26 protein-coding genes are annotated in these 24,392 nt (G+C 63.7%); 8 read left to right on the top strand and 18 right to left on the bottom strand.

The window, feature by feature from the left end; translation table 11 throughout:
* Nucleotides 1–111: 111 nt before the first annotated feature.
* The 5 genes from EOD29_RS03945 to lgt all read right to left on the bottom strand — a co-directional run bounded on the left by EOD29_RS03945 (nt 112) and on the right by lgt (nt 4,748).
* Nucleotides 112–726, bottom strand: a complete 615-nt coding sequence (locus EOD29_RS03945) for a hypothetical protein (RefSeq protein ID WP_127245967.1) — start codon at nt 724–726, stop codon at nt 112–114.
* Between the two features lie 55 nt (nt 727–781).
* Nucleotides 782–1,933, bottom strand: coding sequence for a Xaa-Pro peptidase family protein (locus EOD29_RS03940; protein WP_067326575.1), 1,152 nt, complete (start codon nt 1,931–1,933; stop codon nt 782–784).
* Nucleotides 1,934–2,722 (bottom strand): peptidoglycan editing factor PgeF, encoded by a 789-nt coding sequence (gene pgeF, locus EOD29_RS03935; protein ID WP_127245966.1) that lies wholly within the window; start codon nt 2,720–2,722, stop codon nt 1,934–1,936.
* A 107-nt stretch (nt 2,723–2,829) separates the two neighbouring features.
* Nucleotides 2,830–3,897, bottom strand: a complete 1,068-nt coding sequence (locus EOD29_RS03930; RefSeq protein ID WP_067326581.1) for a class I SAM-dependent methyltransferase — start codon at nt 3,895–3,897, stop codon at nt 2,830–2,832.
* Nucleotides 3,894–4,748 carry a prolipoprotein diacylglyceryl transferase gene (lgt, locus tag EOD29_RS03925; protein WP_082953956.1) on the bottom strand — a complete coding sequence of 285 codons (855 nt, stop codon included), beginning with the start codon at nt 4,746–4,748 and terminating at the stop codon, nt 3,894–3,896. Before lgt ends, EOD29_RS03930 begins: the two co-directional genes overlap by 4 nt.
* Before the next feature lie 132 nt (nt 4,749–4,880).
* On the opposite strand from lgt, the gene EOD29_RS03920 reads away from it, so the two are divergent.
* The 3 genes from EOD29_RS03920 to EOD29_RS03910 all read left to right on the top strand — a co-directional run bounded on the left by EOD29_RS03920 (nt 4,881) and on the right by EOD29_RS03910 (nt 6,383).
* Nucleotides 4,881–5,183 carry an accessory factor UbiK family protein gene (locus EOD29_RS03920; protein ID WP_066994397.1) on the top strand — a complete coding sequence of 101 codons (303 nt, stop codon included), beginning with the start codon at nt 4,881–4,883 and terminating at the stop codon, nt 5,181–5,183.
* A gap of 321 nt (nt 5,184–5,504) precedes the next feature.
* Nucleotides 5,505–6,005, top strand: a complete 501-nt coding sequence (locus EOD29_RS03915; RefSeq protein ID WP_066994911.1) for a YbjN domain-containing protein — start codon at nt 5,505–5,507, stop codon at nt 6,003–6,005.
* 18 nt (nt 6,006–6,023) lie between these two features.
* On the top strand, nt 6,024–6,383 hold the full coding sequence (locus tag EOD29_RS03910) for a tRNA-binding protein (protein WP_066994400.1): 360 nt from the start codon (nt 6,024–6,026) through the stop codon (nt 6,381–6,383).
* Here EOD29_RS03910 and EOD29_RS03905 read toward each other — a convergent pair.
* From EOD29_RS03905 to EOD29_RS03890, 4 genes are all read right to left on the bottom strand, one after another.
* Nucleotides 6,375–7,439 (bottom strand): glycosyltransferase family 1 protein, encoded by a 1,065-nt coding sequence (locus tag EOD29_RS03905; RefSeq protein WP_127245965.1) that lies wholly within the window; start codon nt 7,437–7,439, stop codon nt 6,375–6,377. The genes EOD29_RS03910 and EOD29_RS03905 overlap by 9 nt on opposite strands.
* Before the next feature lie 203 nt (nt 7,440–7,642).
* On the bottom strand, nt 7,643–8,986 hold the full coding sequence (locus EOD29_RS03900; RefSeq protein WP_067327137.1) for an ATP-binding protein: 1,344 nt from the start codon (nt 8,984–8,986) through the stop codon (nt 7,643–7,645).
* A gap of 123 nt (nt 8,987–9,109) precedes the next feature.
* On the bottom strand, nt 9,110–9,829 hold the full coding sequence (locus EOD29_RS03895; RefSeq protein ID WP_059188911.1) for a response regulator transcription factor: 720 nt from the start codon (nt 9,827–9,829) through the stop codon (nt 9,110–9,112).
* On the bottom strand, nt 9,816–10,349 hold the full coding sequence (locus EOD29_RS03890; RefSeq protein WP_128203069.1) for a MarR family transcriptional regulator: 534 nt from the start codon (nt 10,347–10,349) through the stop codon (nt 9,816–9,818). The genes EOD29_RS03895 and EOD29_RS03890 overlap by 14 nt, the downstream gene beginning before the upstream one ends.
* A gap of 261 nt (nt 10,350–10,610) precedes the next feature.
* Between EOD29_RS03890 and EOD29_RS03885 the strand changes: the two genes are divergently transcribed.
* The 3 genes from EOD29_RS03885 (at nt 10,611) to EOD29_RS03880 (ending at nt 12,488) form a co-directional block, all read left to right on the top strand.
* The gene (locus tag EOD29_RS03885; RefSeq protein WP_127245964.1) at nt 10,611–11,504 is read left to right on the top strand and encodes a branched-chain amino acid aminotransferase; all 894 of its coding nucleotides are present in this window, start codon (nt 10,611–10,613) and stop codon (nt 11,502–11,504) included.
* A 138-nt stretch (nt 11,505–11,642) separates the two neighbouring features.
* Nucleotides 11,643–11,780, top strand: a complete 138-nt coding sequence (locus EOD29_RS35800; RefSeq protein ID WP_164763686.1) for a hypothetical protein — start codon at nt 11,643–11,645, stop codon at nt 11,778–11,780.
* A gap of 66 nt (nt 11,781–11,846) precedes the next feature.
* Complete coding sequence (locus EOD29_RS03880) at nt 11,847–12,488, top strand: MBL fold metallo-hydrolase (protein WP_127245963.1); 642 nt, start codon at nt 11,847–11,849, stop codon at nt 12,486–12,488.
* Nucleotides 12,489–12,554: 66 nt separating this feature from the next.
* On the opposite strand, the gene EOD29_RS03875 is transcribed toward EOD29_RS03880, so the two are convergent.
* From EOD29_RS03875 to EOD29_RS03865, 3 genes are all read right to left on the bottom strand, one after another.
* Nucleotides 12,555–12,965, bottom strand: coding sequence for a BA14K family protein (locus tag EOD29_RS03875; RefSeq protein ID WP_127245962.1), 411 nt, complete (start codon nt 12,963–12,965; stop codon nt 12,555–12,557).
* Between the two features lie 190 nt (nt 12,966–13,155).
* Nucleotides 13,156–13,368: a cold-shock protein gene (locus EOD29_RS03870; protein ID WP_006202521.1), complete on the bottom strand. Its 213-nt coding sequence runs from the start codon at nt 13,366–13,368 to the stop codon at nt 13,156–13,158.
* 239 nt (nt 13,369–13,607) lie between these two features.
* Nucleotides 13,608–13,820: a cold-shock protein gene (locus EOD29_RS03865; protein ID WP_006202520.1), complete on the bottom strand. Its 213-nt coding sequence runs from the start codon at nt 13,818–13,820 to the stop codon at nt 13,608–13,610.
* 457 nt (nt 13,821–14,277) lie between these two features.
* Here EOD29_RS03865 and EOD29_RS03860 point away from each other — a divergent pair, with 457 nt between their 5' ends.
* Complete coding sequence (locus EOD29_RS03860) at nt 14,278–14,673, top strand: Kazal-type serine protease inhibitor domain-containing protein (protein WP_127245961.1); 396 nt, start codon at nt 14,278–14,280, stop codon at nt 14,671–14,673.
* Nucleotides 14,674–14,843: 170 nt separating this feature from the next.
* Nucleotides 14,844–16,484, top strand: a complete 1,641-nt coding sequence (locus EOD29_RS03855) for a tetratricopeptide repeat-containing sulfotransferase family protein (protein WP_127216938.1) — start codon at nt 14,844–14,846, stop codon at nt 16,482–16,484.
* A gap of 141 nt (nt 16,485–16,625) precedes the next feature.
* On the opposite strand, the gene EOD29_RS03850 is transcribed toward EOD29_RS03855, so the two are convergent.
* The 6 genes from EOD29_RS03850 to EOD29_RS03825 form a co-directional block, all read right to left on the bottom strand.
* Nucleotides 16,626–16,979 carry a DUF1428 family protein gene (locus tag EOD29_RS03850; protein WP_067326604.1) on the bottom strand — a complete coding sequence of 118 codons (354 nt, stop codon included), beginning with the start codon at nt 16,977–16,979 and terminating at the stop codon, nt 16,626–16,628.
* Between the two features lie 109 nt (nt 16,980–17,088).
* Complete coding sequence (locus tag EOD29_RS03845) at nt 17,089–17,505, bottom strand: glyoxalase/bleomycin resistance/extradiol dioxygenase family protein (protein WP_127245960.1); 417 nt, start codon at nt 17,503–17,505, stop codon at nt 17,089–17,091.
* 163 nt (nt 17,506–17,668) lie between these two features.
* Nucleotides 17,669–17,851, bottom strand: coding sequence for a hypothetical protein (locus EOD29_RS03840; RefSeq protein ID WP_095801654.1), 183 nt, complete (start codon nt 17,849–17,851; stop codon nt 17,669–17,671).
* 158 nt (nt 17,852–18,009) lie between these two features.
* The gene (locus tag EOD29_RS03835) at nt 18,010–19,536 is read right to left on the bottom strand and encodes an ABC-F family ATP-binding cassette domain-containing protein (RefSeq protein ID WP_127245959.1); all 1,527 of its coding nucleotides are present in this window, start codon (nt 19,534–19,536) and stop codon (nt 18,010–18,012) included.
* 397 nt (nt 19,537–19,933) lie between these two features.
* Entirely contained in the window at nt 19,934–23,011 is a 3,078-nt protein-coding gene (gene uvrB, locus EOD29_RS03830) for an excinuclease ABC subunit UvrB (protein WP_067326616.1), read from the bottom strand.
* A gap of 118 nt (nt 23,012–23,129) precedes the next feature.
* Nucleotides 23,130–24,380 carry a hypothetical protein gene (locus EOD29_RS03825; RefSeq protein WP_127245958.1) on the bottom strand — a complete coding sequence of 417 codons (1,251 nt, stop codon included), beginning with the start codon at nt 24,378–24,380 and terminating at the stop codon, nt 23,130–23,132.
* Nucleotides 24,381–24,392 lie beyond the last annotated feature (12 nt).

The following is a 24,392-nucleotide window of genomic DNA, read 5'->3' as shown; positions in this document are numbered from 1 at the left end:
ATGCCGGGCTTTTAGCGGCCCGCGCCGGTATTGCAAGCCTCGTGATCGGGAATCGTTCGACAAGGCGCAACAAAGGCCGGCTGGATCGCAAGCCGGCAACAGGTTGGTCGATCAACCGGCGCCGCCGCTGCCGAGCCACGCGGTGAACTGGTCGATCGTCTGGTCGGCGATGGCCTGCATGGTGGCCGGCGCTACTGCCGGCCAGCCTTCGCCACTGCCGACCGAGGCCGCTTTCTGCTGCCCATTGATGCGATGCAGGCGGTTGCCCGAAGGATCGTAGATGTCCCAGACATAGATGACTGTGGTCTCCTTGCCTTCGGACATCGTCGAAAAATATCCCTTCAGCACATGCGTCGCCGTCTGGTCGGTGCTGCCGACAAGGGTCACGCCGCGCTGCCTGGCGCGCGTCTGCAATTCCGCCGTCAAGGGTGCTGCGGCCTCCACCGAGGCGCCGACGATCGGCGCTACCTGCAGCCGGGTCTTGGCGATGGCGGCGGCCTGAGCCGGCGTGGCAGGCGTTGAAGCCGCCGCGGTCGCTGTGGGCGCGGGCGCGGTGGTCGTTGTTGGCGATGCGGTGGCCGACGTGCCCTGGGTGGCCGGCAGAGCCTGGGCCGAACCCGCCGGCGGCTTGACGGCAGAAGGATCGAGGACGTCCTTGGCGTTGGTGCAGGCGGCCAGCGCCAGCGCCGCAAGCAATGACACGGTCGTCACCTGCGATCGTCTCATTTGCCCGACAACTCCTTGGTGGCGAACGCCCCCGCGTGAACCAACCATTATGGATTCACTGCACGATCAAGTCGAGATCATGGCGCGAGAGCGGCTTCGGCGCCGATTCCGTGGTAAGATAGGTGCGGCCGAGCGTCATCGCCGTATCGGTTTCCGAATCCATGATGATCATATGCGCGAACAGCGTCATGCTGGGCGCGATCGGCTCCGGATTGCCCTGGTAGAACATCGGCATGTCCATCCAGGACGGCGTGAAGCGGGCGCCGAGCGAATAGCCGCAGGCGTTCAGCCGGTGCTTGGTCAGATTATGCGCCTCGAGCGTGCGGGCATGCGCGTCGAAGACGTCGCCGAAGGAATTGCCCGGCGTCATCGCCTTCTCGACTGCAAGCAGAGCCGCGCGGGCGGCATCGAACAGTTCCTGGTGGCGCTTCGAGATCTTCCCGGTCAAAACGGTGCGCATCATCGCCGCGTGATAGTGATGGAAGACGCCCGCCCATTCGAGCGTCAGCTGGTCGTTCTTGGTGAGCTTGCGGCGGCCGGCCTTGTAGCGGCAGAGCAGGGCATCCGCGCCGGAGCCGATGATGAATTCGTTGGCGGGATAGTCGCCGCCGCCGGCAAAAACTGCTCCTTGCATGGCGGCCAGGATCAGCGCCTCGTCGCCGCCCTGCTTGATCAGCGGCAGCGCGGCATCGAGCGCATCGTCAGCGAGGCTTGCGGCTTTTTCGGCCTTGGCGATCTCGGCCGGACTCTTGAAGAGACGCAGCCGGCCGACGATTCCGGAAGCATCGGCGATCTGGCCGAAGGTCTGCAACTGCTCGTCCACGCGACGGCCATTGTAGGCCGTGAGGCCGTGCGTGTCGTATTCCACGCCGATGCGGGCGCCAAGCAGATCGAGATCGTTGAGTAGGTTGCGCAGGTCGATCGCGGGATTGGCGCCATCACGATCGGTCCACAATACGATATTCTCGATGGTCGAGGTGTTTCGCGCCTGCCTCAAATCGGCCGAGCGGGTGAGCAGCACCATCGAGCCGTCGCCCTTCACCACCAGGCACTGGAAGAAGCAGAAGCCGAAAGTGTCGTAGCCGGTCAGCCAGTACATGCTCTCCTGCGCGAACAAAAGCACGGCGTCGAGCTTCTTCTCGGCCATCTCGATCAGCAGCCGGTCGCGCCGCGCGTCGAATTCCGAACGTTCGAAATGCAGCGCCATTTACTCTTTCTCCAGAACGATTGCCGAAACCTGCCGCCCGTAATCCGCTTCCTTGCGGTGGGTGGTGCGGCGGTAGGAATAGAAAAGGTGTTCTTCGGCGTAAGTGCAGCGGCCGAGCCCGTCGGCGGTCACGCCGGCCTTGCGCAACCGATCGACCGTATATTGGTTGAGGTCGAACATCGAGTGGCCAGGGTTCTGCGACGATCTGAAGTAGAGTTGATTGCCGGGGTCGGCCTCGACGAAGCGAGCGACGAATTCCGGTCCCACCTCGTAATTGTCGGGTCCGATGGAAGGGCCGAGCACGGCGACGATGCGATCGCGGCGGGCGCCGAGCCCTTCCATCGCGGCTACGGTGTTTTCGAGCACGCCGGTGAGGGCGCCTTTCCAGCCGGCATGGGCCGCGCCGATGACGCGCGCCTCCGCGTCGGCGAACAGCACCGGTCCGCAATCGGCCGTCGAGGCGCCGACAGCGATGCCCGGCCGGTCGGTGACGATGGCGTCTGCCTTGGGGCGAGCGCCGGCAAAAGGCTCCCTGGCAATGACGACATCGGGAGAATGGACCTGGTGCGCGGTGAGGAGATGATCCGCCGGCACGCCCATCCAGTAGGCAACGCGGCGACGGTTCTCGGCAACCAGCGTCTGATCATCGCCGGAGCCCGTGCCGATGTTGAGGCCTTGATAGATGCCGCCGGAGACGCCGCCGATGCGGGTGAAATAGCCGTGGCGTATGCCTGGCGCCTTCGCAAGCAGCGGCGAGCGTACTGGATCGGGTCTGGTCTGATTCAGCATGGAGGGGTTTGTTGTCCGCGTGGGCGATTTCGTCAAGGTGGAGTTCGGTTGGGGATGTGAGGCTCGGGCAAGTGGCAGGGTCAGCTTGCACGGGTTGCCCGCCGATGTCAGCCAGTTTTCGCGGCTGGCAGGATCTTCATCACCTTGAACAACTCGCCCATCGCATCGGGGCCGGCAAGGCGCTTGACCGCCTCGGAAATCGCCTGACGCGCGACATCATCGGCCCGGGCGCCCAGCGCGCCGGCGCGCTCGAGCAAGCCCATGCCGAGCAGGAATTCGCTCTGCGTGGTCAGTTCCGCCTGGAGGCCGTGCTCCCGGACGGCTGCAGCCAACGCGGCGAAATCGACGTGAGCGGTAAGATCGGCCCCGCCGGGATTGGCCAGCACGTCTTCGTGATCGTGCCTGCGCACAGCCTGCAATGTGTCGCCGAAGCCCGGCTCAAGATGGCCGTAGTCGATGAACAGCCCGGCGCCGCCATGGCCGGCGATACGCTCGGCAATCGCTGCCATCAGCGCGGCGCGGGCCGGCGCCACCTCGACGATGGCGCCTTGCAGAGCATCGGCCGCGCCGGCCGGCAGCAGCGCCGGGTCGACGGAACCCGCGCCGGCGAAGAAATGAAGATTGTCTTGTTCGTCGAGCCCGACCATGCGCTCGCGCCAGCCGGCGCCGACATAGACGAACTGGCGGATCGGCACGGCGTCGAAGAGTTCATTGCCGACGATGAAGAGCGGCTGCTGCGGCAGCGTGTCGATGGTTTGGTGCCAGCTCAGGGCGGGGCTCTGGCCGGCGAGCGTCTCTTTCTGGATTTCGGCCAGGCGCGGACTGGTCTCGATCATGGCGAAGGAAGCCTTGGCGGCAAGCGCCGGATCGAGGCGGGACCAGGTGCGCAGCATGTCCTTCATCAGCGTGCCGCGACCGGGGCCGATTTCGGCGAAGGTGGCTGGCAGCGGACGCCCGCCGCCTTGCCAGGCCTGGTAGAGCCAGACGGCGACAAGCTCGCCGAACATCTGGCTGATCTCCGGCGCGGTGACGAAGTCGCCGGCGGCGCCGAAGGGCTCGCGCGTCGTATAATAGCCGTCCTCAGGGTCGAACAGGCAGAGCGCCATGTATTCGCTGACCGGGATCGGCCCCACCGCGCCGATCAGGCCGATGATGCGCTCCTTCAGCCTGGTCATGCCGGCTGCGTCTGCGTCGTCGGCTTTGCGGTGGCCATGGCCCAGATGCCGGCGAGCACCATCGGCGAGGACAGGACCATGCCCATGGTCAGCCAGTTGGTGCCGAGCAGATAACCGAGCTGCTGGTCAGGCTCGCGGAAGAACTCGACGAAGATGCGAGACAGGCCGTAGCCGCAGATGAAGGCGCCGCCGACGAAGCGCGGTGTCTTCAGCTTCAGCCGCGAGTGGGTGAGAAAGCGCAGCACCAGGAAGAGCACAAGACCTTCCAGCAGCGCCTCGTAGAGCTGGCTGGGATGCCGGGTGAACGGGCCGCCATTGGGGAATTCGATCGCCCAGGGCACGTCCGACGGACGGCCCCAGAGCTCCGAATTGATGAAATTGGCCACACGCACCAGCCCAAGGCCGACCGGCACGCCGGCCGAGACGACGTCAAACAGCGTCCAGGTATGAATGCCGCGCTTGAGCGAAAAGAGGGTCATGGCGAGGATCACGCCGAGCAGTCCGCCATGGAACGACATGCCGCCCTGCCAGACCGCCAAGGTGTCGAGCGGATGCGCGATATAGCGTGGAAGGTCGTAGAAGAGGACATAGCCGGTGCGCCCGCCGAGCACCACGCCGATCGCCGCCCAGACGATGAAATCGTCAAGATCCTCGGGCTTCATCGGCAGCTTGCCGTCCGGCCAAAGGCTGGCATTGCTGACCAGGCGCTTGGCGTACCACCAGGCGAACAGAATGCCGACGATGTAGCCGACGCCATACCAATGCACCGCCAGCGGCCCGATATGGACGATAACCGGGTCGATATTGGGGAAGGGCAGGGAGGCCAGCGGCAGCAGGAAATATTCGCTCAAACTGGGTCGCTCCGGTTGCGGTCGTCTATCGGGCGCGGACCATGCGGCAGGGTTTTGGCGGGGTCAAGGCACGCTTCGCTTGCAATCCGTGCCGCGCGCCACTACGTCAAAATAATCAAGCGAGGATTTGCCATGTCGACCGGAACGAACCGCATTCTCGATGAATTCGCCAAGCTGATGACCGATGCCGCGGGGGCAGCCCAAGGCGTCAGGCGCGAGATGGAGACGGCTTTCCGCAGCCAGGCCGAGCGCCTGCTCAACTCCATGGATGTGGTGAAACGCGAGGAGTTCGAGGCTGCGCGCGAGATGGCCGTCAAGGCAAGAGAAGACAACATCCAGCTTGCGGTGCGCGTCGAAGCGCTCGAGGCCAAGCTCGCCGAATTGACCGGGCAAGCCGCACCTGCGGCTGCGGCGAAGCCCAGATCAAAAAAATAATCGTAAACTTTTCCACAAAGCACGATCCGAAAAATCGCTTTGCCGTGAATCGCTTACCGGCATTGCATGAATCTTTTTGACAGCGCCTTTCCACATGCGAATGACGCAGTGCGAAAAATTGGGCTGTTCACGCGACTCCCGATCAATAGACTGAATTTGTTGCATGATTCGAAGCAGGGTCATGCGCCGGGCGGTGGGGTCCGGTTGGGGTCTTTGCGTTTGGAAAGTCCTGGCCGTCCGAGTTCTAGACAAGATTGTTCGTTGTGCGTGCCCTCTCTCGCGGAGCGTGTGGCGGCGCTCTCAGAACGACAGGAAGCATTCATGGAACTCCTCGAACTCGAATTCTCCCGCGAAATCCACCCGGTGGACGTCATCGAGCAGGTGGCCCACAACAATGACTGGTCCTTCGAACGCGCCGGCGACGACGAGATCTCGATTTCGGTGACAGGCAGCTGGACCGACTATCATGTCTCCTTCTCCTGGATGGAAGATTTCGAGGCGCTGCACCTGGCCTGCGCGTTCGACATCAAGGTGCCGGAAACGCGCGCGCTCGAAGTGATGCGGCTCCTGTCGCTGATCAACGAACAGATGCTGTTTGGCCATTTCGACCTGTGGGAGCAGGAGGGCGCGATCATGTTCCGGCAATCGCTGCTGCTTGCCGGCGGGGTCGAGCCGTCGAGCCAGCAGGTCGAGGTGCTTCTGTCATCGGCGTTAGAGGCCTGCGAATGCTATTTCCAGGCCTTCCAATTCGTCGTCTGGTCGGGTACGTCGGCCAAGGACGCGCTGTCCAGCGTGCTCTTTGAAACCCATGGAAGCGCCTGAGCGAAGCCAATACCGCCGATGAGTTCCAGCAGCGAGCGCAAGCCCGAGATCAGCTTTGCCGATTTCGATCGTGTCGACATCCGTGCCGGCACGATCGTCGAGGCTGAGCCCTTTCCGGAGGCGCGCAAGCCGGCATTCAAGCTGAAGATCGATTTCGGCCCGGCGATCGGCGTGAAGAAGTCGTCGGCGCAGATCACCAAATATTATGCGCCGGAGACGCTGATCGGCCGGCAGGTCTTCGCGGTGGTCAATTTCCCGCCGCGCCAGATCGGCCCGTTCATGTCGGAAGTGCTGACGCTTGGCTTTCCGGACGAGGAGGGCGCCGTCGTGCTCGGCGCCATCGAGCGCAAAGTGCCGGACGGCGGGCGTCTATTCTAGAACCAGCCTGGGCCGGCCTGACGTCACCGCGTTCTGATCGGCGCGCTTGCGCGGCATTCCCAGCGCTTCTTCGACAACGTCGAGGAACATCTCGGCGCATGACTTCCAGCTGTAGCGCAGTGCGCGCTGGCGCGCCTCCGCGTGGTCAATGTGAAGCGCCTTGAGCGCCGCCTCGCGCAAATCCTCGGATACGGCCCCACCGACGCCGTCGCCGACGATGTCGATCGGTCCGGTCACCGGATAGGCGGCCACCGGCGCGCCGCTGGCCAGAGCCTCGATGATGACGTTGCCGAAGGTGTCGGTGCGGCTCGGAAAGACGAAGACGTCAGCCGAAGCGTAGATTTCCGCCAGTTCGTCGTTCGGGCGATGGCCGAGGAAATGCGCGTTCGGATAGCGGGCGCTGAGCTTTGCCAGTTCCGGCCCTTCGCCGACCACCACCTTGCTGCCGGGGAGATCGAGATCGAGGAAGGCGGTCAGGTTCTTTTCGATCGCGACACGGCCGACGCAGAGGAAGATGGGGCGGGGAAAGCTGGTGTCCTTGCGTTTGTCCGGCCGGAAATGATCGGTGTCGACGCCGCGAGTCCAGGGCCTCAGCTTATTGAAGCCGCGCGAGGCAAGGTCGTCCGCCAACGATTGCGTGGCGACCAGCGTGCCCTGTCCGGAATTGTGGAAGTCGCGCAGCCAGTTATAGGCCCACCTCTCCGGCACCGGCAGGCGGGCGCTGAGATATTCGGGAAAACGCGTGTGGTAGCTGGTGGTAAAGGGACGGCCGGCCTTGCGGCAGTAGCGGCGCGCCATGATGCCGAGCGGCCCTTCGGTGACAATGTGGATGTGGTCGGCCTTTCCCGCATCGATCAGCCGCGCGACATGACTGGGGGTTGTCAAGGCGAGCCGAATGTCCGGGTAGGTCGGCAGCGGCAAGGTGCGGAAGATGTTCGGCGTCAGAAAATCGACCTGGACTTCGAAGGATTTCAGCGTTTCGGTAAGCCGCTCCAGCGTGTGAACCACGCCGTTGACCTGCGGTCGCCATGCATCGGTGACCATCAGGATTCGCATGGCGACCCTTCGCACAGATTCTTGGGCGCGCCGGCACGATGGCGGAACGGCAGCCAGGCTGCAGCTCGCGCTTCGCTCCAGCGCACCCGGGCGGGTGCGGGATCGAAGCGGGGCGGCATGGCCGAATCGATAAAGGTCGCGCGCTTCATGCGCGCACTTGACCATGATTTCATGACGGGGGGATGAAGGCCGTCTTTGTCCGACTAAGCCGGCACCTTGATCACGGCTCGCAAACCGCCCAGCGGGCTGTCTTCAAGCATGATGTCGCCGCCATGGGTTCGGGCGATGTCGCGGGCGATCGACAGACCAAGGCCGGTGCCGCTGGCATCGAGATTACGCGCTTCGTCGAGCCGCAGGAATGGCTTGAACACTTCTTCGCGCTTGTCCGGCGCGATGCCGGGACCATCATCGTCGATGGTGACGGTCAGCGAGCCGCGGCCGTGATTGGCATGGACCTCGACCGTCTTGGCATATCGGAAGGCATTGCCGATCACGTTGGACATCAACCTGGCAAAGGCGTTCGGCCGCACATGCACGGTCGGATCGCCGGTCAGTGTCGTCGACAGCTTGCATTTGCGCAGTTGCGCTTCCTCGCCAAGCTTCTGGAAATAGGCATCGAGATCGAAGCGGCCGGTGTCTTCCGCCGCCTCGCCGCGGGCAAAGGAGAGATAGCCCTCCAGCATCGACTGCATGTCGTCGATGTCCTGGTTCAGCGCGGCCTTGGTCTCGGCCTTGCCGCCGGCCAGGGCCAGCTGCAGCTTGAAGCGGGTCAGAATGGTCCTGAGATCATGGCTGACGCCGGTCAGCATGGCGGTGCGCTGCTCGATCTGGCGCTCGATGCGCTCGCGCATCTGGATGAAGGCGAAGCCGGCGCGGCGCACTTCCTCCGCGCCGCGCGGACGGAAATCGCGCGGCATCGGCCGGCCCTTGCCGAAGCTCTCGGCGGCTTCGGCCAAGGTCAGGATCGGCCTTATTTGATTGCGCAGGAAGGGGATGGCGATCATCAAGAGCACCAGCGAGGTGCCGACCATCCAGATCAGGAAGATATGGGTGTTTGAGGCATAAGCCTGGCTGCGACGCACGAAGACGCGCAGGACCTTGCCTTCGAGCTGGACGCGGACCTCGACGACATTGGAGTTGCCGACCGTGTCGATCCAGAAGGGACGGTTGATCTGCCGGGTAATCTCCGACGACAGGGCCGTGTCGAGGATTGAGAAGAACGGCTTCGGCCCGGGGGCCGGCAGCGGATCGGGCGGCAGCAGATCCACTTTCAGCTGCATGCGGTCTTGGGCGATGCGGATGATGTTGGCGTAATCGGCGTCGTGGGGATAGGTCTCCATCATGTCGATGATGGCAGCGATGTCTGCGATCGTCGCCTGCGACAGGCGTTGGGTAACTGTCTGCCAGTGGCGCTCCATGAAGACGAAGGCAACGACCGACTGCAAAAGGATCATCGGCGCGATGACGATGATCAGGGAGCGGGCATAAAGCCGCTTCGGCATGTAGAGCGCGACCAGGCGCCAGAACCGGTTCCAGGCGCGCGGCATCGCCCTCAGCGTCCGCAAAGCGAGATCGCCGGGGCTCCCGGTCTTGGGCTTTTCCAGTTGCGTGGTCGCCATTCGCCCTTCCGCTCGTAGACGGCCATTCAGCCAAGGCCGTCTGCGAGCATGTTATTCCACGCTGAGCCGATACCCAATACCGCGCACGGTCTGCAGCCACACCGGATTGGACGGATCGCGCTCGATCTTGCGACGCAGCCGGTTGATCTGGACATCGATGGTCCGCTCGCCGACATCCGATTCGTCGCCGACGAGCTCGTGCCGCGGTATGGTTTCGCCCGCCCGAGCGGCGAAGATCGCCAGGATTTCCTGCTCGCGGTCGGTCAGCTTCAGCGCCTCGCCGCCACGCTTCAGTTCGCGCTTGGCGATCTGGAACGTGTAGGGGCCGAAGACGAGCTGCTCGACTTTCGGCGTCGCCGCCGGGCCGCCGCGGCGCAGGATGTTGTTGATGCGCAGGATGAGCTCGCGCGGATCGAAGGGCTTCGGAAGATAGTCGTCGGCGCCGGCCTCGAGCCCGGTGATACGGCTGTCGGTTTCCGACAGCGCCGTAAGCATCAGGATTGGCACGTTCTTCTCGGCCCGCAGCGCCTTGGTGAGGTCGACGCCGGTTTCGCCGGGCATCATGACGTCAAGCACGAGCAGGTCGAAGTCTAGCCCCGCGAGCTTGCGCCGGGCCTCGCCCGAGTTGCCGGCGACGGTGACCCGAAAACCGTTCTCGGACAAATATTGCTTGAGCAGATTGCGAATGCGGGTGTCGTCGTCGACCACCAGCAGATGCGGCGCATCATCGCCGGGCGCTGCCGGATGATCAACCTTCTCAGTGGTCTCCATTTTGCTTCCCCGATGTTTGCGCAGGCACAATGTCGATCTGCGCTCTAAGTTCCGGATTGACCATCGCCTCGAGGAATCTCTCGATCGAGGCGCGCTCGGCGGTCCCGGAATCCTCCAATGCAGCACGGATGCGGCGCGACTGTGGCCGTGCCAGCGCCAGTGCCAGCGCGCGGCCTTTGGCAGTCGGATAGAGCTCGCGCTGCCGGCGGTCGCGCAACCCTTGCACCTGGACAATATGGTCCGTGTCGATCAGCTGCTTCAACACCCGCGCTAGGCTCTGCTTGGTGATCTTCAGCACATCGAGCAGCTCGGCTACCGTCAGTCCGGGCCTGCGGTTGACGAAATGCAGGACGCGGTGATGGGCACGGCCGAAGCCGTAATCGGCAAGGATCTGGTCGGGATCGGAGGTGAAGTCGCGATAAGCGAAGAAAAACAGCTCGATGATGGCAAAGTCGATGCCGTCCTCGTCGGTGATCGCCGTCCTGATCGGTTTTCCGGCTGCGGGGCTTCGTTCCGTCATCATTTCTCCATGCCAAGCGGGAATTACGTCAGTACTGTTGACGTAATTCCCGCAAATGATAATTTTTGACAAGCTTTTCGGCGGATTGCGAACGAAAAGGCAAGCGGAAGCCGTTTTTCCGGAACTTCCTAAGTTTGCCAGGGATTGAATATCCGCCTACGCTTCCAGACACAGGCCGGCGGTTTCGGACCCAGTGGCGGGGCCGATACGAAAGGCTATATGACACAACGATTGGCGGGCGCCCGCCCGCGGGAGGTTTCCATGGTATCCGTTCCCTTCGATCAACTGGACGGTTTCATCTGGATAAACGGGGAGTTCGTCAAATGGGGCGAGGCCAAGATCCACGTGCTGACCCATGGCCTGCACTATGCCAGCGCGGTCTTCGAGGGCGAGCGCGCCTATGGCGGCCAGATATTCAAGCTCACCGAGCACAACGAGCGCCTGCATGAATCGGCGCGCCTGCTCGGCTTCAAGATTCCCTACTCGGTCGGCGAGGTCGACGAGGCTTGCCGCAAGCTTCTGAAAAAGCAGGGTTTCAAGGACGCCTATGTGCGTCCGATCGCCTGGCGCGGCAGCGAGCAGATGGGTGTTTCGGCGCAGAACAACCGCATCAACTGCGCCATCGCCATCTGGCAGTGGCCGAGCTATTTCGACCCGGCGCAGAAGCTGAAGGGCATCCGTCTCGACGTCGCCGAATGGCGCCGGCCCGACCCGCGCACCGCGCCATCCAAGTCCAAGGCCGCCGGCCTCTACATGATCTGCACGCTTTCCAAGCACGCCGCCGAGGCCAAGGGCTATGCCGACGCCATGATGCTCGACTGGCGCGGCCAGGTGGCGGAAGCCACCGGCGCCAACATCTTCTTCGTCAAGGACGGCAAGATCCACACGCCGACGCCCGACTGCTTCCTCGACGGCATCACCCGCCGCACCGTTATCGGCCTGGCCAAGGACCGCGGCATCGAGGTGATCGAGCGCGCCATCATGCCCGAAGAGCTCGATGGCTTTGAGCAGTGCTTCCTTACCGGCACGGCCGCGGAAGTCACGCCGGTCTCGGAAATCGGCCCGTACCGATTCGAGGTCGGCGAGATCGCCAAGACGCTGATGAACGACTATTCTGCCGCGGTGCAGCCAAAGCACGCCATCGCCGCAGAATAGCGATAGTCACAGCCTTTTTGTGCAACGGGGCGGTTTCGGGCCGCCCCTTTTATTTAGGCGCCTGCGCAGCAATTCGGCGTCTCATGGGTGCGGGCGATCCGGCGACGGCAGCGGAGCAGCCGGTGGACTGGCAGGGCGATGGGCATACAAAGCATCATCGTCGGCGCCGGCGCCATCCTCACCGACATCATGCGCGCGGTCATGACCGTGATGAAGAATAGGCTTGGCAGAATTTCAGGCTTCCCATGGACGGCTATGGCCGCCCATTTCTTTTAGAGGGATCACCGGTGGACGCAGTCGGCTGTGCCCTCTACATCAGGGCAACACCTCGAAAGGAAAGCCATGGGTCAGCTCAATGCCGGCATCGTGCCGGTCACGCCCTTCCAGCAGAATTGCACCATTCTCTTCGACATGGACGACAAACAAGGTGTCGTCGTCGATCCCGGCGGCGACGTCGACAAGATAGTGGCAGTGCTTAAGGACAACGCGATCAGGGCGAAGGCGATCTGGGTCACTCACGGCCATATCGATCATGCCGGCGGCGCGATGGATCTGAAGGATGCACTCGGCATCGACATCATCGGCCCGCACGAGGCCGATCGGCCGCTGCTTGCCAATCTCGAGACCCAGGCCAAGCGCTTCGGCCTTACCGATCCGGTGCGCAATTGCATTCCGGACCGTTTTCTCAGCGAAGGCGACACGGTCTCGTTCGGAGAGCATGTGTTCGAGGTGCTGCATTGTCCGGGGCACGCGCCGGGCCATGTCGTCTACTACAACCGCGCGGCCAAATTCGCCCATGTCGGCGACGTGCTGTTTCGCGGCTCGATAGGCCGCACCGATCTGCCGGGCGGCGATCACGCCGCGCTGATCGCCGCAATCAAAGACAAGCTGCTGCCGCTCGGCGACGATATCGGCTTCATCTGCGGTCACGGTCCGGGCGGCCGCTTCGGCGAGGAGCGCCGGACGAATCCCTTCCTGGCCTGATCCTCTGCGCAAAGAAAAAGCGCCGCTGGAGGGCGGCGCTTTTGCCTGGACTGGAAACCACAAGTCTTAGTTGGCAACACAGAAATGCTGTTCGCCATCGTTGCCCATGAATGTGCCGGTACGCGAGTTGAAGGTGCGGTAGCGGTCGGAGCAATACTCGTACCATTCGCGGGTCCACGGCTCGGCATAGCGGTCGGCATAGACGACGCGCGGCTGTACATAGTAGCGGCGAACGGGGCGGTCGACATAATAGCCGTCATCATAGGCGGGATCGTAGTATCTCGGCCCAGGGTTGCTGAGAGCACTACCGATCAGGGCGCCCGCCGCCAGGCCGACAACGCCCGCGGCAAGGGCGTCGCCGCCATTGTGATGATGACGACGCCAGCGCCAATCATCAGCATTTGCCGCCGAGAAGGTGGCCAAAGTGGTCGCGGCGACGCCGGCGGTCACAATGGCGGTCTTGAGAATTCGGTTCATTTTCGGTCTCCTTCGCGCCGGCCCGCGTATTTCAGGGGATGCGGGTCGGCTTTAGCAGGGGTTAGTAGAAGACCGTGGCTGAACGGAGGCTGAACGGCACTGCGCGAACGATTTCGCGGCTCGACAAAATTCCGAGCTCTGCGGGAGCGCCCCGCCTGCTCAGTCTCCGTCGGATCTGTCTTGAGCCGGCTTAGCCGATAGACAGGTTGACGGCCTTCGGACCCTTGCCTCGCTTGTCGGGCTCGGTGTCGAATGTCACTTTCTGCCCATCCTCAAGACCGGGAAGGCCCGACGCCTGCACGGCCGAAATATGGACGAAGACGTCCTTGGCGCCATCGTCGGGCGTGATGAAGCCGAAGCCCTTGGCATGGTTGAAGAATTTGACGGTGCCGGTCTGCGGCATGGGAAGCTCCTTTGATCCCATCAAGTCAGTCTCGGGCCGGCAAACTGCCCGAGAGGAAATTTGTCCTTTATTTTAGCGCTATCGGCAAGAGAAAGTTTTCGCCTGCCAATACAACTATTTGCCGGACAAAAAAGGGCGCGACGGAACCGTCGCGCCCTCGAAAACTCAAGCTTCCTGCGAAGCCGATTCATGATCCTGCCGCGCCGTTCATCAGCGGAAGGACAGGCAGCGTCGCCCGCTCAGGCGGCGCGGAGGTTGACCGCCTTCGGACCCTTGCCCATGCGGTCAGGCTCGACGTCGAAGGTGACCTTCTGGCCGTCGACGAGCGTACGCAGGCCGGAGGCCTCGATCGCGGAGATGTGGACGAACACGTCCTTGGCGCCGCCGTCAGGCGTGATGAAGCCGAAGCCTTTGGTGGCGTTGAAGAACTTTACGGTGCCGGTCTGGGCCATGGGGGAAACTCCTTCACCCGTATCAGTCTCGTGGGCTCGCCCGCTTCCTTGGGCTGATCCCGGTGTTGCTTCGGCAGTCATGCATTCGCGCATGGTCAAAGCCCCCGCCGAAAAACGGGGCCGTCAGAGATTCACACTATCGGGGAAAGGTCGTCCAAAACGTGCCGCTCTCCGGGTCGCAAATGCCCGAACACCAAATTTATTACACGGAAATGTGATGGTTGCAAGACAGCACCGCGGGCCGCCCTCGGCGCGCCCAACGCCGGGCCATCGATAGACCCGGCGCCATGACCGGTCATCGGCCAGTGAAAAGCCGGGCATGGGCCAGTGCGAGAAGCCGACCGGCGATAAATTTCGCCCCGGGCAAAGCACAAGCCGGGGTTGCGTTCGATCCCAAAATGGCGAGGAATTGCGCGAGCTGGCGCGATCGCGCCTGAGCCAGATAGGAGAGGGACCTATGCGATTTCTTGCGGCAATCGTTTCGCGGCAGGGCCTTGTCGCCCCGCTACTGTCGGCATTGCTGGCGGCCTGTACCGTGGTCGTCGACGAAGGACCGCGTCCGCGTCCGCCGGGGCCGCATCCGCAGCTCTGCACGATGCAATACGAACCGGTGTGCGCAAGACGCGGCGGCGACCGCCAGACCTTCGCCAATGCCTGCCTGGCGGAGCGGGCAGGGTATCGCATCGTGCGTGACGGGCCTTGCCGGGATGGCGGCGGTGGCGGCGAGCAAACCTTCTGCACCCGCGAATACGCGCCGGTCTGCGCCAGACGCTACGGCGAGGTGCGCACTTTCCCGAATGCGTGCGAGGCCCGCGCGGCGGACTATCGCATCATCGGCGACGGGCCTTGCTAGCGGCATTGCGGGCAAGTCGCCGGAGCGCTGCCCACACACTTGCATCTGCCGCCCGCTTGGCTTAGGTCCGGCGGGCGGACAAACACGGCAGGTTTCCCATTAACAGAGATCAGAGAAGAGCGGCAAACGCGGGCGGCAAGCCAGGATCGGCGAGCCCCCTCGATCCCTATGTGCAACGGGCGCTGCAGCTGCACCAGGCAGGACGCCGGCAGGAGGCGGAGTCGCTTTACCGGCAGGTGCTGGGGCAGCAGCCTAATCATGCCGCCGCGCTGCATTTCCTCGGGCTCCTCCTGCACCAGACCGGTCGCAGCGAGGAAGGGCTGGACTTCATCGAGCAGTCGGTCACGCTGCAGCCCCAAAATGCCGATTTCCTCAACAACATGGGCACGGTGATGCGCGACCTCGGCCGCGTTGCCGCCGCCGTCGATTTCTTCCGTGGCGCGGTGGACATCCGCCCGGACCAACTCGCGGCACGCGACAATCTCGGCTCGTCGCTGAAGCAGCTCGGCCAGTTCGATGGCGCTGAGGAGATCTATCGCGGCACGATCGGCCGCAACCCGTTCCATGTCCGCGCCCGCATCGGCCTTGCCGAAACGCTGCAGGAAGCCGGGCGGCTCGACGAGGCGATTGCGCTCTTCCGCGAGTCGCTGTCGATCCGGCCCAAGGATGCCGAGCTGCTCTACGGACTGGGCGTCGCCCTGATGGAGAAGGGCAAGCTCGCCGAGGCCGCCGATCTTGCCCGCCAGGCGGTGGCGATCGCTCCGGCGATGGCGAAAGCCTGGCTTCTGCTGACCCAGGTCAAGCGCCAGACAGAGCGCGACGCCGAGCTTGCCGGCATGGAGGCCGAGCACGCCAAGGCGCCGCAGGACAGCCTTGCGCGCATGCAGCTTTCCTTCGGCCTCGGCAAGGCCAATGACGATCTGAAGGATTATGGCCGCGCCTTCGACTATTTCGCCGAGGGCAATGCGATCCGCCGCAAGGGCATCGACTACGACCCGGTGAGAACGCGCGACGAGTTCGAAGCGATGAAGTCGGCCTTCGACAAGGCCTTCTTCGAAAAGCACAGGCCGAGCGACATTTCCGACGACACGCCGATCTTCGTCGTCGGCATGCCGCGTTCCGGCACGACGCTGGTCGAGCAGATCATAGCCAGCCATCCGCAGGTCTTTGGCGCGGGCGAGCTCAGCATCCTGAAGTCGGTCGTCGGCAAGCAGTTTCCGATGAGCATGCCGGGCGGTTTTCCCTCAGGGATAGCCGACATGCCGGACAAGGCCTTTGCCGAGGCCGGGCAGGCCTATATCGACATGCTGCATGCCCGGTATCCGGGCTTCCGCCATGTCACCGACAAGATGCCGGGCAACTTCCTGCTGGTCGGCTTCCTGCACATGATGCTGCCGAAGGCGAAGATCGTGCATTGCGCGCGCGACGCCGCGGCCACGTGCCTGTCGATCTTCAAAGTGCATTTCCGCGGCGACAGCCATCGTTACGGCTACGATCTTGGCGAGCTCGCCGATTTCCATAACCTCTACACCGATATCATGGCGCATTGGCACAAAGTTCTGCCCGGCGTCGTCCACGACGTCCGCTACGAGGATTTCGTCGCCGATCAGGAAGGCCAGACGCGGGCGCTGATGGCGCATCTCGGCCTGCCTTGGGACGACAAGGTGCTGGCGTTCCACGAGACCGACCGGCCGGTGCGCACGGCGTCGGCCGCGCAGGTGCGCCAGCCGATGTATCAGGGCTCGGTCGACCTGTGGAAGCGTTATGGGGAGCGGCTGAAGCCGCTGCTCGTCAAGCTCCAGAACGGATAGGGCCGGGTTGGATGGTAGGCCGCTTGCTCTCAGCCATCGCAGGCCTGTGAGATTAGCCGCTGCCTCGCAACCTCGTCATTCGAGGGGGAAGCAGGAGCTCCGTTCCTGCTCCGCCCTGGATGAGGACCGAATCGGCTGTGCTCAAACCTCGATAAATGGCTGGAAGCCGCCGAAGATCATGCGCTTCCCGTCGAAGGGCATTGTCGACCAGTCCATCTTGAGACGTTCGTCGGCCATCACTTTCGCCATGACCGCGTCGCGGCTCTGCCTGGATTCGTAAACGACCCAGGCAAAGATGACGACTTCGTCGTCCTTCGCCTGCACGGCGCGCGGGAACGAGGTCAGTTCGCCATAGGGCACGTCGTCGCCGATGCATTCGACATAGGCGAGCGCGCCGTGCTCCTTCCAGACGGCGCCGGCATTCGCAGCCATTTTCTTGTAGTCATCGAGATTTGCCTTCGGCACGGCAAGCACGAAACCATCGACATAGGACATGGGTAAGCTCCTTCGCTGAAAACGAGCGCCGGGCCGGCGGGGATACGACCCGGCGCGGGTGAGCGCGTCAGCCCTGGGATTGGCGGCCGACGCTTGCTCGCTGAGAAACCTATTTTACCGGCGCGTTCATCGCCCAGGCGACGCCGAAGGGATCCTTCACCTGGCCCCAGCGGTCGCCCCAGAACATTACCTGGAGGGGCGTGACGACTTCGCAGCCGGCGTCTACCGCGCGCTTCCACCAGGCTTCGACGTCGTCACTACCGAGATGGAGCTGGAGCGTATAACCCTGCGCCGCCTGATGCGGATGGCCGTGCTCGGGATAGGCGTCGCCCAGCATGAGCGTCGAGCCGTTGACATAGAGATGGATATGCATGGTGCGGCCCTTGTCGTCCGGCGGATAGGCAAAGACTTCCTCGGCCCCGAAAGCCTTCTTGTAGAACTCGGCCGCCTTGATGGCGCCGTCGACCTGCAGATAGGGGGTCAATCCGCCAAGAACTTTGGCGCGGGGCGGGTTCTGGTCTGTCATTTCACGTGTTCCTCTTCACGGGTTGATTGGGCGTTGCGATCAAAAGACGGACGAGGCGACAGCAATCCTACACGGGCAGCGGAATTTTTTTAGCGGGGCCGGGCCCGGACCGGCCGGGCAACCGGCGAAGCCGATGACCGTCGCATGAACCCGTTGGTCACTTTCAAATGACGTCGGTCGAGAAGGTGGCCGTTCGGCGGCTGTTCCGCGTGTCGAGAATTTCCGGAAACCCGATGTCCTTGCGCAGGTCGGCCGGCAGTGAAAGCAGAATGCGCTCGCTGCGGTAGCGGGCGCGCGCCGCCGCATATTGGCTGGCGATGCGGCTGATGGATGACAAGATAGACATGATAAACTCTCCCTGGTTGGTGCCGTCAGCATCGTGTCGGCATCCCAAGGACGAGGAATGCTGCGGCAATCCGACAGGTCGCCCGAATTTTTCATGCGCGCCCGGAAAGCCGGCCCGTATAGGCCGGCCCCCCGTATAGGCTGGCCTTGTCGTGGCTATCACCGCTCCGTCGCGGCCACCGAGCGGAAGAACCCTTCCGGACTGTCGACTTCGGTCAGCCGCCGCTTCTCGATCAGCCAGAACCGGTTGCCGATCGCGCGGATGAAGGAGCGGTCGTGCGAGGCGAGCAGGCAGCTTGCCTGATGCTTCAGCAACTCGTCCTCCAGCGCTTCCTGGCCGTCAATGTCGAGGTGATTGGTCGGCTCGTCGAGGAGATAGAAATTGGGGTTGAGGAGCCGCAGCACCAGCAACATCAGCCTCGACCGCTGTCCGCCCGACAATGCGGCGATCCTTTTCTCCTGCATCTCGATGGCGACGCCGGCGCCGGCGAGAAGCGAGCGCGCCCGCTGCTCGCCGATTTCGAAGCGGTGCGAGACCATCGCCAGCGGGGTGTCGCCGCCGCCGATGCCGGACAGAGCCTGGTCGCTGTAGCCGAGCGCGGTCGACGGTGTCACCTTGATGCTGTCTTCCGACCCCGGTTCGGCGATGGCGGCGCGGATCATTGCAATGAAGCGCGATTTGCCGACACCGTTCCGGCCGAGCAGCACGATGCGGTCGCCTTGGCAAATATGGCGCTTGCCGGTCCTGAACAGCAGCGTGCCGTCGGGCGTTTCGACCGCCGCGTCATCGAGCGTGATCAGCACCTTGGCGTGAGTGCCGCGGTTCGCCAATCGGATCGCGCCGGCCGAACGCTCGCGATGCGCTGCCACGGCTGCATCTTCCAGCCTTTCGGCCCGCTCCCTGAGCTGCTTGGTTTTGACCGTCAGCAGGTCGCTGCCGGAATTGATGCCGATGTTGTTGAGCTTGGCTGCCTGCCGGCGCAACTGCTGTGCGACCCTCATGTCGCGCTCGAACCGCCGCGCCGTCGAGGCGTCGACCTCGTCGAGCGCCTGCCGGGCGCGCGAATAGGGCAGCGAAAACACCGGCGATTCTTCCGGGCGCAGGAACAGCGTGCGGTTGGTGGTGGCGTCGAGAAAGGCGCGGTCGTGGCTGGCGATGATCACCGGGACCTCGCGTGGCAGCGCGTTGAGCCAGGTTTCGAGCTGGCCGATCCTGGCGAGGTCGAGATGGTTGGTCGGCTCGTCGAGCAGAAGCACGTCCGGGTCGGTGACCCAGACGCGGGCGATCAGCGCCAGCCTTTGCCAGCCGCCGCTCAAGGCCCGCATCGGCCTGTCGCGCATTTCCTCGGGCACATCGAGCGAATCCAGCACCACGTCGACGCGCCAAAGCTCGCTGCCAAGCTGCTCCGGCGGCAAGGCATCGGCAACCACCTGATGGAAGCTACGGTCGAGCAGCGCGTCGGGGACGGATTGCTCGACATGGCCGACGCGCAAGCCGCGCGTCCGGGTGATCTCGCCGCTCGTGGCGTCCAGCTCGCCGGCCAGGCATCTGAGCAGGGTGGATTTGCCACGGCCGTTGGCCGCGACGATGCCCAGCCGGTCGCCGGGGCCGATGGTGAGCTCGAGGTTGGAGAAGAGCGGCGCACTCATGGTGACGCCGAGGGATTTGAGGCTGATCAGGGCCATGTCGATTTCTCTGGTCTTGCCGGAGCCCGGCTCAATGCACTTTGACGGTGCGCCGGTAGGCCATCAGGCCGAGATCAGCGGCACCACGAAGGGCAGACCAAAAATCGAAGCGGGGGAAAATTCCCGGACCGTCCCGGTCAGCCCTGCAAGCAAGCTCGCAGGGCACAGACAGGGCCGCGCTGACGGTGGTGATCGATAGACACGCAGCCCTCCTTTCCAGATGTTCGAGTTGGGAAACTGGGTTACACCTCGGGAGGGGGACATGGCAAGGGGCGGCAGGACAGAGCGGGGCGCTGAAACCACCGATCTCCCCTCTTGTGGGCAAATTGTGGGGGAGATGTCCGGCAGGACAGAGCGCTGTCCCGCCGGCATGTCAACATATCAATCTCTTCAGAAATCAGTGCCCCGGCCGCCCAGTCTTGCTCGGCCGGCGCTTTTGACGGCGCTCATCGGCTGGGTCTTCGTAAGAGCCGATGCCAGAGCGCTGGCGGACGATGGGTTTATCGTCGCGTTCCTTCGCGCCCCCCTCTGTCCTGCCGGACATCTCCCCCACAAGGGGGGAGATTGGCCGTGGCTTCGTAGGCACCGTTCCTTCGACGGGTTTTTCGGTACGGCGCACCGTCATCTCGTCGAGCGAGTTCTTGCGGAACAGCGACCCGGTGCGATCGCCCGGGATGCCGAAGTCGGAGCCATGCGCTTCCTGCGCCGACTGCTTCTTGAACAGCGAACGCGAGACCGCGCCAGCGGGTGTTGCCATATCGGTGCCCGGTCCCATGTCGTCGATCGAGGGCTTGGCGAAAAGAGGCTTCTTCACCGGCACCGCGCCGTCCGCGCCCATCTCATCGAGATCCGGCTTGCGGAACAGGCCCTTGCCGTCGTCATCGACGGTGCGGTGCACCGCACGTCCCTTGTTGTGCCTGCCTTTCTCGCGGCCGGAAACCGGGCTTTCCATGTCGGCGTAGCGGGCGAGCGGATCGTCCGAGATGGACAGCTCCATTTCGCGCAGCCGCTTGATCTCGTCGCGGATGCGGGCGGCCTTCTCGAAGTCGAGATTGGCGGCGGCATCGCGCATCTGCTTGTCCAGCGCCTCGAGATGGGTTTTCAGATTGTTGCCGATCATGGCGCCGGCATCGTCGGTGAACTGCGAGATGTCGGCGCGCACGTGATCCTTCTCGTAGACGGAGTCGAGGATGTCGGCGATGCGCGACTTGACCGATTCCGGCGTGATGCCGTTGGCCGCGTTCCACTCCATCTGCTTCTCGCGGCGGCGGTTGGTCTCCGCCATCGCCCGTTCCATCGAGCCGGTGATCTGGTCGGCGTAGAGGATAACCTTGCCGTCGACGTTGCGCGCGGCGCGGCCGATGGTCTGGATCAGCGAGGTTTCCGAACGAAGGAAACCTTCCTTGTCGGCATCGAGGATGGCGACGAAGCCGCATTCGGGAATGTCGAGGCCTTCGCGGAGCAGGTTGATGCCGACCAGCACGTCGAAGGCGCCGAGGCGCAGGTCGCGCAGGATCTCGATGCGCTCCAGCGTGTCGATATCGGAGTGCATGTAGCGGACTCGAATGCCGTTCTCATGCAGGTATTCGGTGAGGTCTTCGGCCATGCGCTTGGTGAGAACCGTGACCAGCGTACGGTAGCCCAGCCTAGTCGTCTCACGGATTTCGCCGACGACATCGTCGACCTGGCTCTTGGCGGGGCGCACCTCGACCGGCGGGTCGATCAGGCCGGTCGGGCGGATGACCTGCTCGGCGAAGACGCCGCCGGACTGGTCGAGCTCCCAGCCGCCCGGCGTCGCCGAGACGGCGATCGACAGCGGGCGCATGGCGTCCCATTCCTCGAAGCGCAGCGGCCGGTTGTCCATGCAGGAGGGCAGGCGGAAGCCATACTCGGCCAGCGTCGCCTTGCGGCGGAAGTCGCCGCGATACATGCCGCCGATCTGCGGCACTGTGACGTGGCTCTCGTCGATGAAGATCAGCGCATTGTCCGGCACATATTCGAAAAGGGTCGGCGGCGGCTCGCCCGGCTGGCGACCGGTGAGATAGCGCGAATAATTCTCGATGCCGGCGCAGGAACCGGTCGCTTCGAGCATCTCGAGGTCGAAGCGCGTGCGCTGCTCGAGACGTTGCGCTTCAAGCAGACGGCCAGCCTTTTCAAGCTCTTGCAGGCGGTATTGCAGCTCTTCCTTGATCGACTTGATAGCCTGATTCAAGGTCGGCCGCGGCGTCACATAGTGCGAATTGGCGTAGATCTTGACGCTCTTCAACTCGCCGGTCTTCTGGCCGGTCAGCGGATCGAACTCGGTGATCGCCTCGATCTCGTCGCCGAACATCGAGATGCGCCAGGCGCGGTCTTCGAGGTGGGCCGGAAAGATCTCGATCGTGTCGCCGCGCACGCGGAACGAGCCGCGCACGAAGTTGATGTCCTGGCGCTTGTATTGCTGGGCGACGAGGTCGGCAAGCAAGGCGCGCTGGTCGAGCCGGTCACCGACCTGCATCTGGAAGGTCATCGCCGTGTAGGTCTCGACCGAGCCGATACCGTAGATGCAGGAGACGGAGGCGACGATGATGACGTCATCACGCTCCAGCAGCGAGCGCGTCGCCGAGTGGCGCATGCGGTCGATCTGCTCGTTGATCGAGGATTCCTTCTCGATATAGGTGTCGGTGCGCGGGACGTAGGCTTCCGGCTGGTAGTAGTCGTAATAGGAGACGAAATACTCGACCGCGTTTTCGGGGAAGAATTTCTTGAACTCGGCATAGAGCTGCGCGGCCAGCGTCTTGTTCGGCGCCAGGATCAGGGCAGGGCGCTGCGTTTCCTCGATCACCTTGGCCATGGTGAAGGTCTTGCCGGAGCCGGTCACGCCGAGCAGCACCTGGGTGCGGTCGCTTTGCTCGACACCCTCGACAAGGTCCTTGATGGCGGTCGGCTGGTCGCCGGCGGGCTCGAAATCCGACACCATCTTGATGGCGATGCCGCCTTCCGATTTTTCCGGCCGGGCAGGCCGGTGCGGCGTCCAAAGCTGGCCATCCTTGTGCAGCGGATTGCCGGATTCGATGAGTTTCGACAGCGCGGCGACGGTCGCGGTCACACCGCTCGAGGAAACCTGCTCGGCGTCCTCCAAGCTGATGTCGAGGCCGGCCACCGGGTTGAGGCCGGCGGCGGCGCGTTCTTTCGCCGATGCCGCGCCGCCCATCGAGGTGCCGCGCGCCGTGCGCCCGGGCGCAGCAGAGCGCTCGGGGACCTTCTTCGGCGCTTTAGCCTTCGGCTGCTTTTGCGCCTCGCGCTCGATCTGTCCGGCCCAATCGGAGATCGAGCCGGTGAGAGGCGCGCCGGAGAACTCGCTTTGCGGTGCTTCGGCGAAGCCGCCGCGCTCCAGGGGCTCGGCGGCGTCGAGGAATTCGGTCAGCGGACTGCGCCGTTTCGGCGCGCCCTCTTGCGCCGGCGAGGGCGTTTTCTTGTCGGTGCGTTTGGCCATTGCTCGAATATGGGAGGACTCGGCCGAAATGGAAAGAGCGGAGTGGAATGGCGGGTACGCGCTGCCGAGCCTGCTGACAGAAGGCTGTCAGGAGGCGTGTCGCACGCGCCGTTTCGTTTCAGTTGAACCACAGCGCGAAGGTCAGGAAGCCGGCGCCGCCGAACTCGCGCTGAATCTGATTGAAATCGTCGCTGGTGAGGATTTTTCCACTTTCGAGATAAGGCGCGATGGCCGGGCCGGTGATCGACAGGACGAGGTCGAAAGGTTTCGGCTCGTCGAAGAAGCGCTTCATGTTGATGCCTTTGCCGATGACACGGAAATGCGGCAGCAGCACGCGGCCTTCGAGAAGGTCCTCAGCCATGGTCAGGGCGGCAAGCCATGCCTGCACTTGCGCCTCGCCGACCTCGAGGCTGGTGAGCGGGTTGACGCCCTTCTGCTGCGGTCCCGGCAGCCATTCGCGGTCATTGTCGGTTTCGGCGCGTATCGCTTTCCAGTCCTCGCGCGAAAGCCGGATCATCTCCAGCAGGTGACGGCGCGCCGCCTTCCGGCGCTCCGGCTCGATCACCGGCCAGTTGACGAGATGCACCAGCGAGATGAAGTCGGCAAAGCGCCATTCCGAGGCGAAGATGCTGCCGCTCATGCCGCCATCCGGCGGGACCAGCGCGTCCTGCAGCGGCAGTTTCGCGTGCGGAAACAGCATGTGGAAAGAGCCGTCGAACATGGCTCTGAAATCATGCGCCAGCCAGAAATCGGCCTGCGCCATCAGGAACTCGGCGTAACCTTGCAGCCAAAAACCGTCGGCGCGGTCAAAGCGGAAGGCAAGCGAAGGGGCGGCATCGCTCGCGTCGACGCCGCGTGAGAGCGAGGCCATGATCGCGGCGATGCTTTCGTCCGGCGCGATGTTGCCGTCCTCGTTGAGATCGATACCGGCATGAGCGAGGTCGACCACCATGCCGATATCGGCATCGGCGGGCACCGAGCCCAGCGTGGCGGCGGATTTCTCCAGACGGTCGCGGAAAGCGATCAGGATGGCGCGGAACTTTTCATAGGTAAGCGGCTCGGGACTGGGATGGTCCGGCACGGGCACCCGCATCAGCGGTAGCATGAAGGATTGCGGGCTCTCGAAACCGTGCCGATGCAGACCGCTGGCCAGGATTTCCAGCGCGGTAAAGAATTCGCCGGCGCCGGCGGCATAGGCCGATGCCGGATCGCTCGGTGCCGCCGCCTCCAGTGCCGCCAGGGCTCTGTTCCGCTCGGAAACGGTTTTCGCCTCGAACAAGGCGGCAGGGTCGGGGCTAGCCGCTTTGGCGTAAGCAAAGGGCAGGAGCAGCAAGAGTGTGAGTGCCACAAGGCCCGACAGTCGCTTCACGATGGATCCTCC

This window comes from Mesorhizobium sp. M1A.T.Ca.IN.004.03.1.1, assembly GCF_003997555.1.
GTDB lineage: Bacteria > Pseudomonadota > Alphaproteobacteria > Rhizobiales > Rhizobiaceae > Mesorhizobium.
This window is presented reverse-complemented; position numbering and strand designations above follow the sequence as displayed.

Coding starts and splice junctions, on each gene's coding strand:
- EOD29_RS03945 (WP_127245967.1), bottom strand. CDS start 726: ATGAGACGATCGCAGGTGACGACCGTGTCATTGCTTGCGGCGCTGGCG.
- EOD29_RS03940 (WP_067326575.1), bottom strand. CDS start 1,933: ATGGCGCTGCATTTCGAACGTTCGGAATTCGACGCGCGGCGCGACCGG.
- pgeF (WP_127245966.1), bottom strand. CDS start 2,722: ATGCTGAATCAGACCAGACCCGATCCAGTACGCTCGCCGCTGCTTGCG.
- EOD29_RS03930 (WP_067326581.1), bottom strand. CDS start 3,897: ATGACCAGGCTGAAGGAGCGCATCATCGGCCTGATCGGCGCGGTGGGG.
- EOD29_RS03920 (WP_066994397.1), top strand. CDS start 4,881: ATGTCGACCGGAACGAACCGCATTCTCGATGAATTCGCCAAGCTGATG.
- EOD29_RS03915 (WP_066994911.1), top strand. CDS start 5,505: ATGGAACTCCTCGAACTCGAATTCTCCCGCGAAATCCACCCGGTGGAC.
- EOD29_RS03910 (WP_066994400.1), top strand. CDS start 6,024: ATGAGTTCCAGCAGCGAGCGCAAGCCCGAGATCAGCTTTGCCGATTTC.
- EOD29_RS03905 (WP_127245965.1), bottom strand. CDS start 7,439: ATGCGAATCCTGATGGTCACCGATGCATGGCGACCGCAGGTCAACGGC.
- EOD29_RS03900 (WP_067327137.1), bottom strand. CDS start 8,986: ATGCCGCGCGCCTGGAACCGGTTCTGGCGCCTGGTCGCGCTCTACATG.
- EOD29_RS03895 (WP_059188911.1), bottom strand. CDS start 9,829: ATGGAGACCACTGAGAAGGTTGATCATCCGGCAGCGCCCGGCGATGAT.
- EOD29_RS03890 (WP_128203069.1), bottom strand. CDS start 10,349: ATGACGGAACGAAGCCCCGCAGCCGGAAAACCGATCAGGACGGCGATC.
- EOD29_RS03885 (WP_127245964.1), top strand. CDS start 10,611: ATGGTATCCGTTCCCTTCGATCAACTGGACGGTTTCATCTGGATAAAC.
- EOD29_RS35800 (WP_164763686.1), top strand. CDS start 11,643: ATGGGCATACAAAGCATCATCGTCGGCGCCGGCGCCATCCTCACCGAC.
- EOD29_RS03880 (WP_127245963.1), top strand. CDS start 11,847: ATGGGTCAGCTCAATGCCGGCATCGTGCCGGTCACGCCCTTCCAGCAG.
- EOD29_RS03875 (WP_127245962.1), bottom strand. CDS start 12,965: ATGAACCGAATTCTCAAGACCGCCATTGTGACCGCCGGCGTCGCCGCG.
- EOD29_RS03870 (WP_006202521.1), bottom strand. CDS start 13,368: ATGCCGCAGACCGGCACCGTCAAATTCTTCAACCATGCCAAGGGCTTC.
- EOD29_RS03865 (WP_006202520.1), bottom strand. CDS start 13,820: ATGGCCCAGACCGGCACCGTAAAGTTCTTCAACGCCACCAAAGGCTTC.
- EOD29_RS03860 (WP_127245961.1), top strand. CDS start 14,278: ATGCGATTTCTTGCGGCAATCGTTTCGCGGCAGGGCCTTGTCGCCCCG.
- EOD29_RS03850 (WP_067326604.1), bottom strand. CDS start 16,979: ATGTCCTATGTCGATGGTTTCGTGCTTGCCGTGCCGAAGGCAAATCTC.
- EOD29_RS03845 (WP_127245960.1), bottom strand. CDS start 17,505: ATGACAGACCAGAACCCGCCCCGCGCCAAAGTTCTTGGCGGATTGACC.
- EOD29_RS03840 (WP_095801654.1), bottom strand. CDS start 17,851: ATGTCTATCTTGTCATCCATCAGCCGCATCGCCAGCCAATATGCGGCG.
- EOD29_RS03835 (WP_127245959.1), bottom strand. CDS start 19,536: ATGGCCCTGATCAGCCTCAAATCCCTCGGCGTCACCATGAGTGCGCCG.
- uvrB (WP_067326616.1), bottom strand. CDS start 23,011: ATGGCCAAACGCACCGACAAGAAAACGCCCTCGCCGGCGCAAGAGGGC.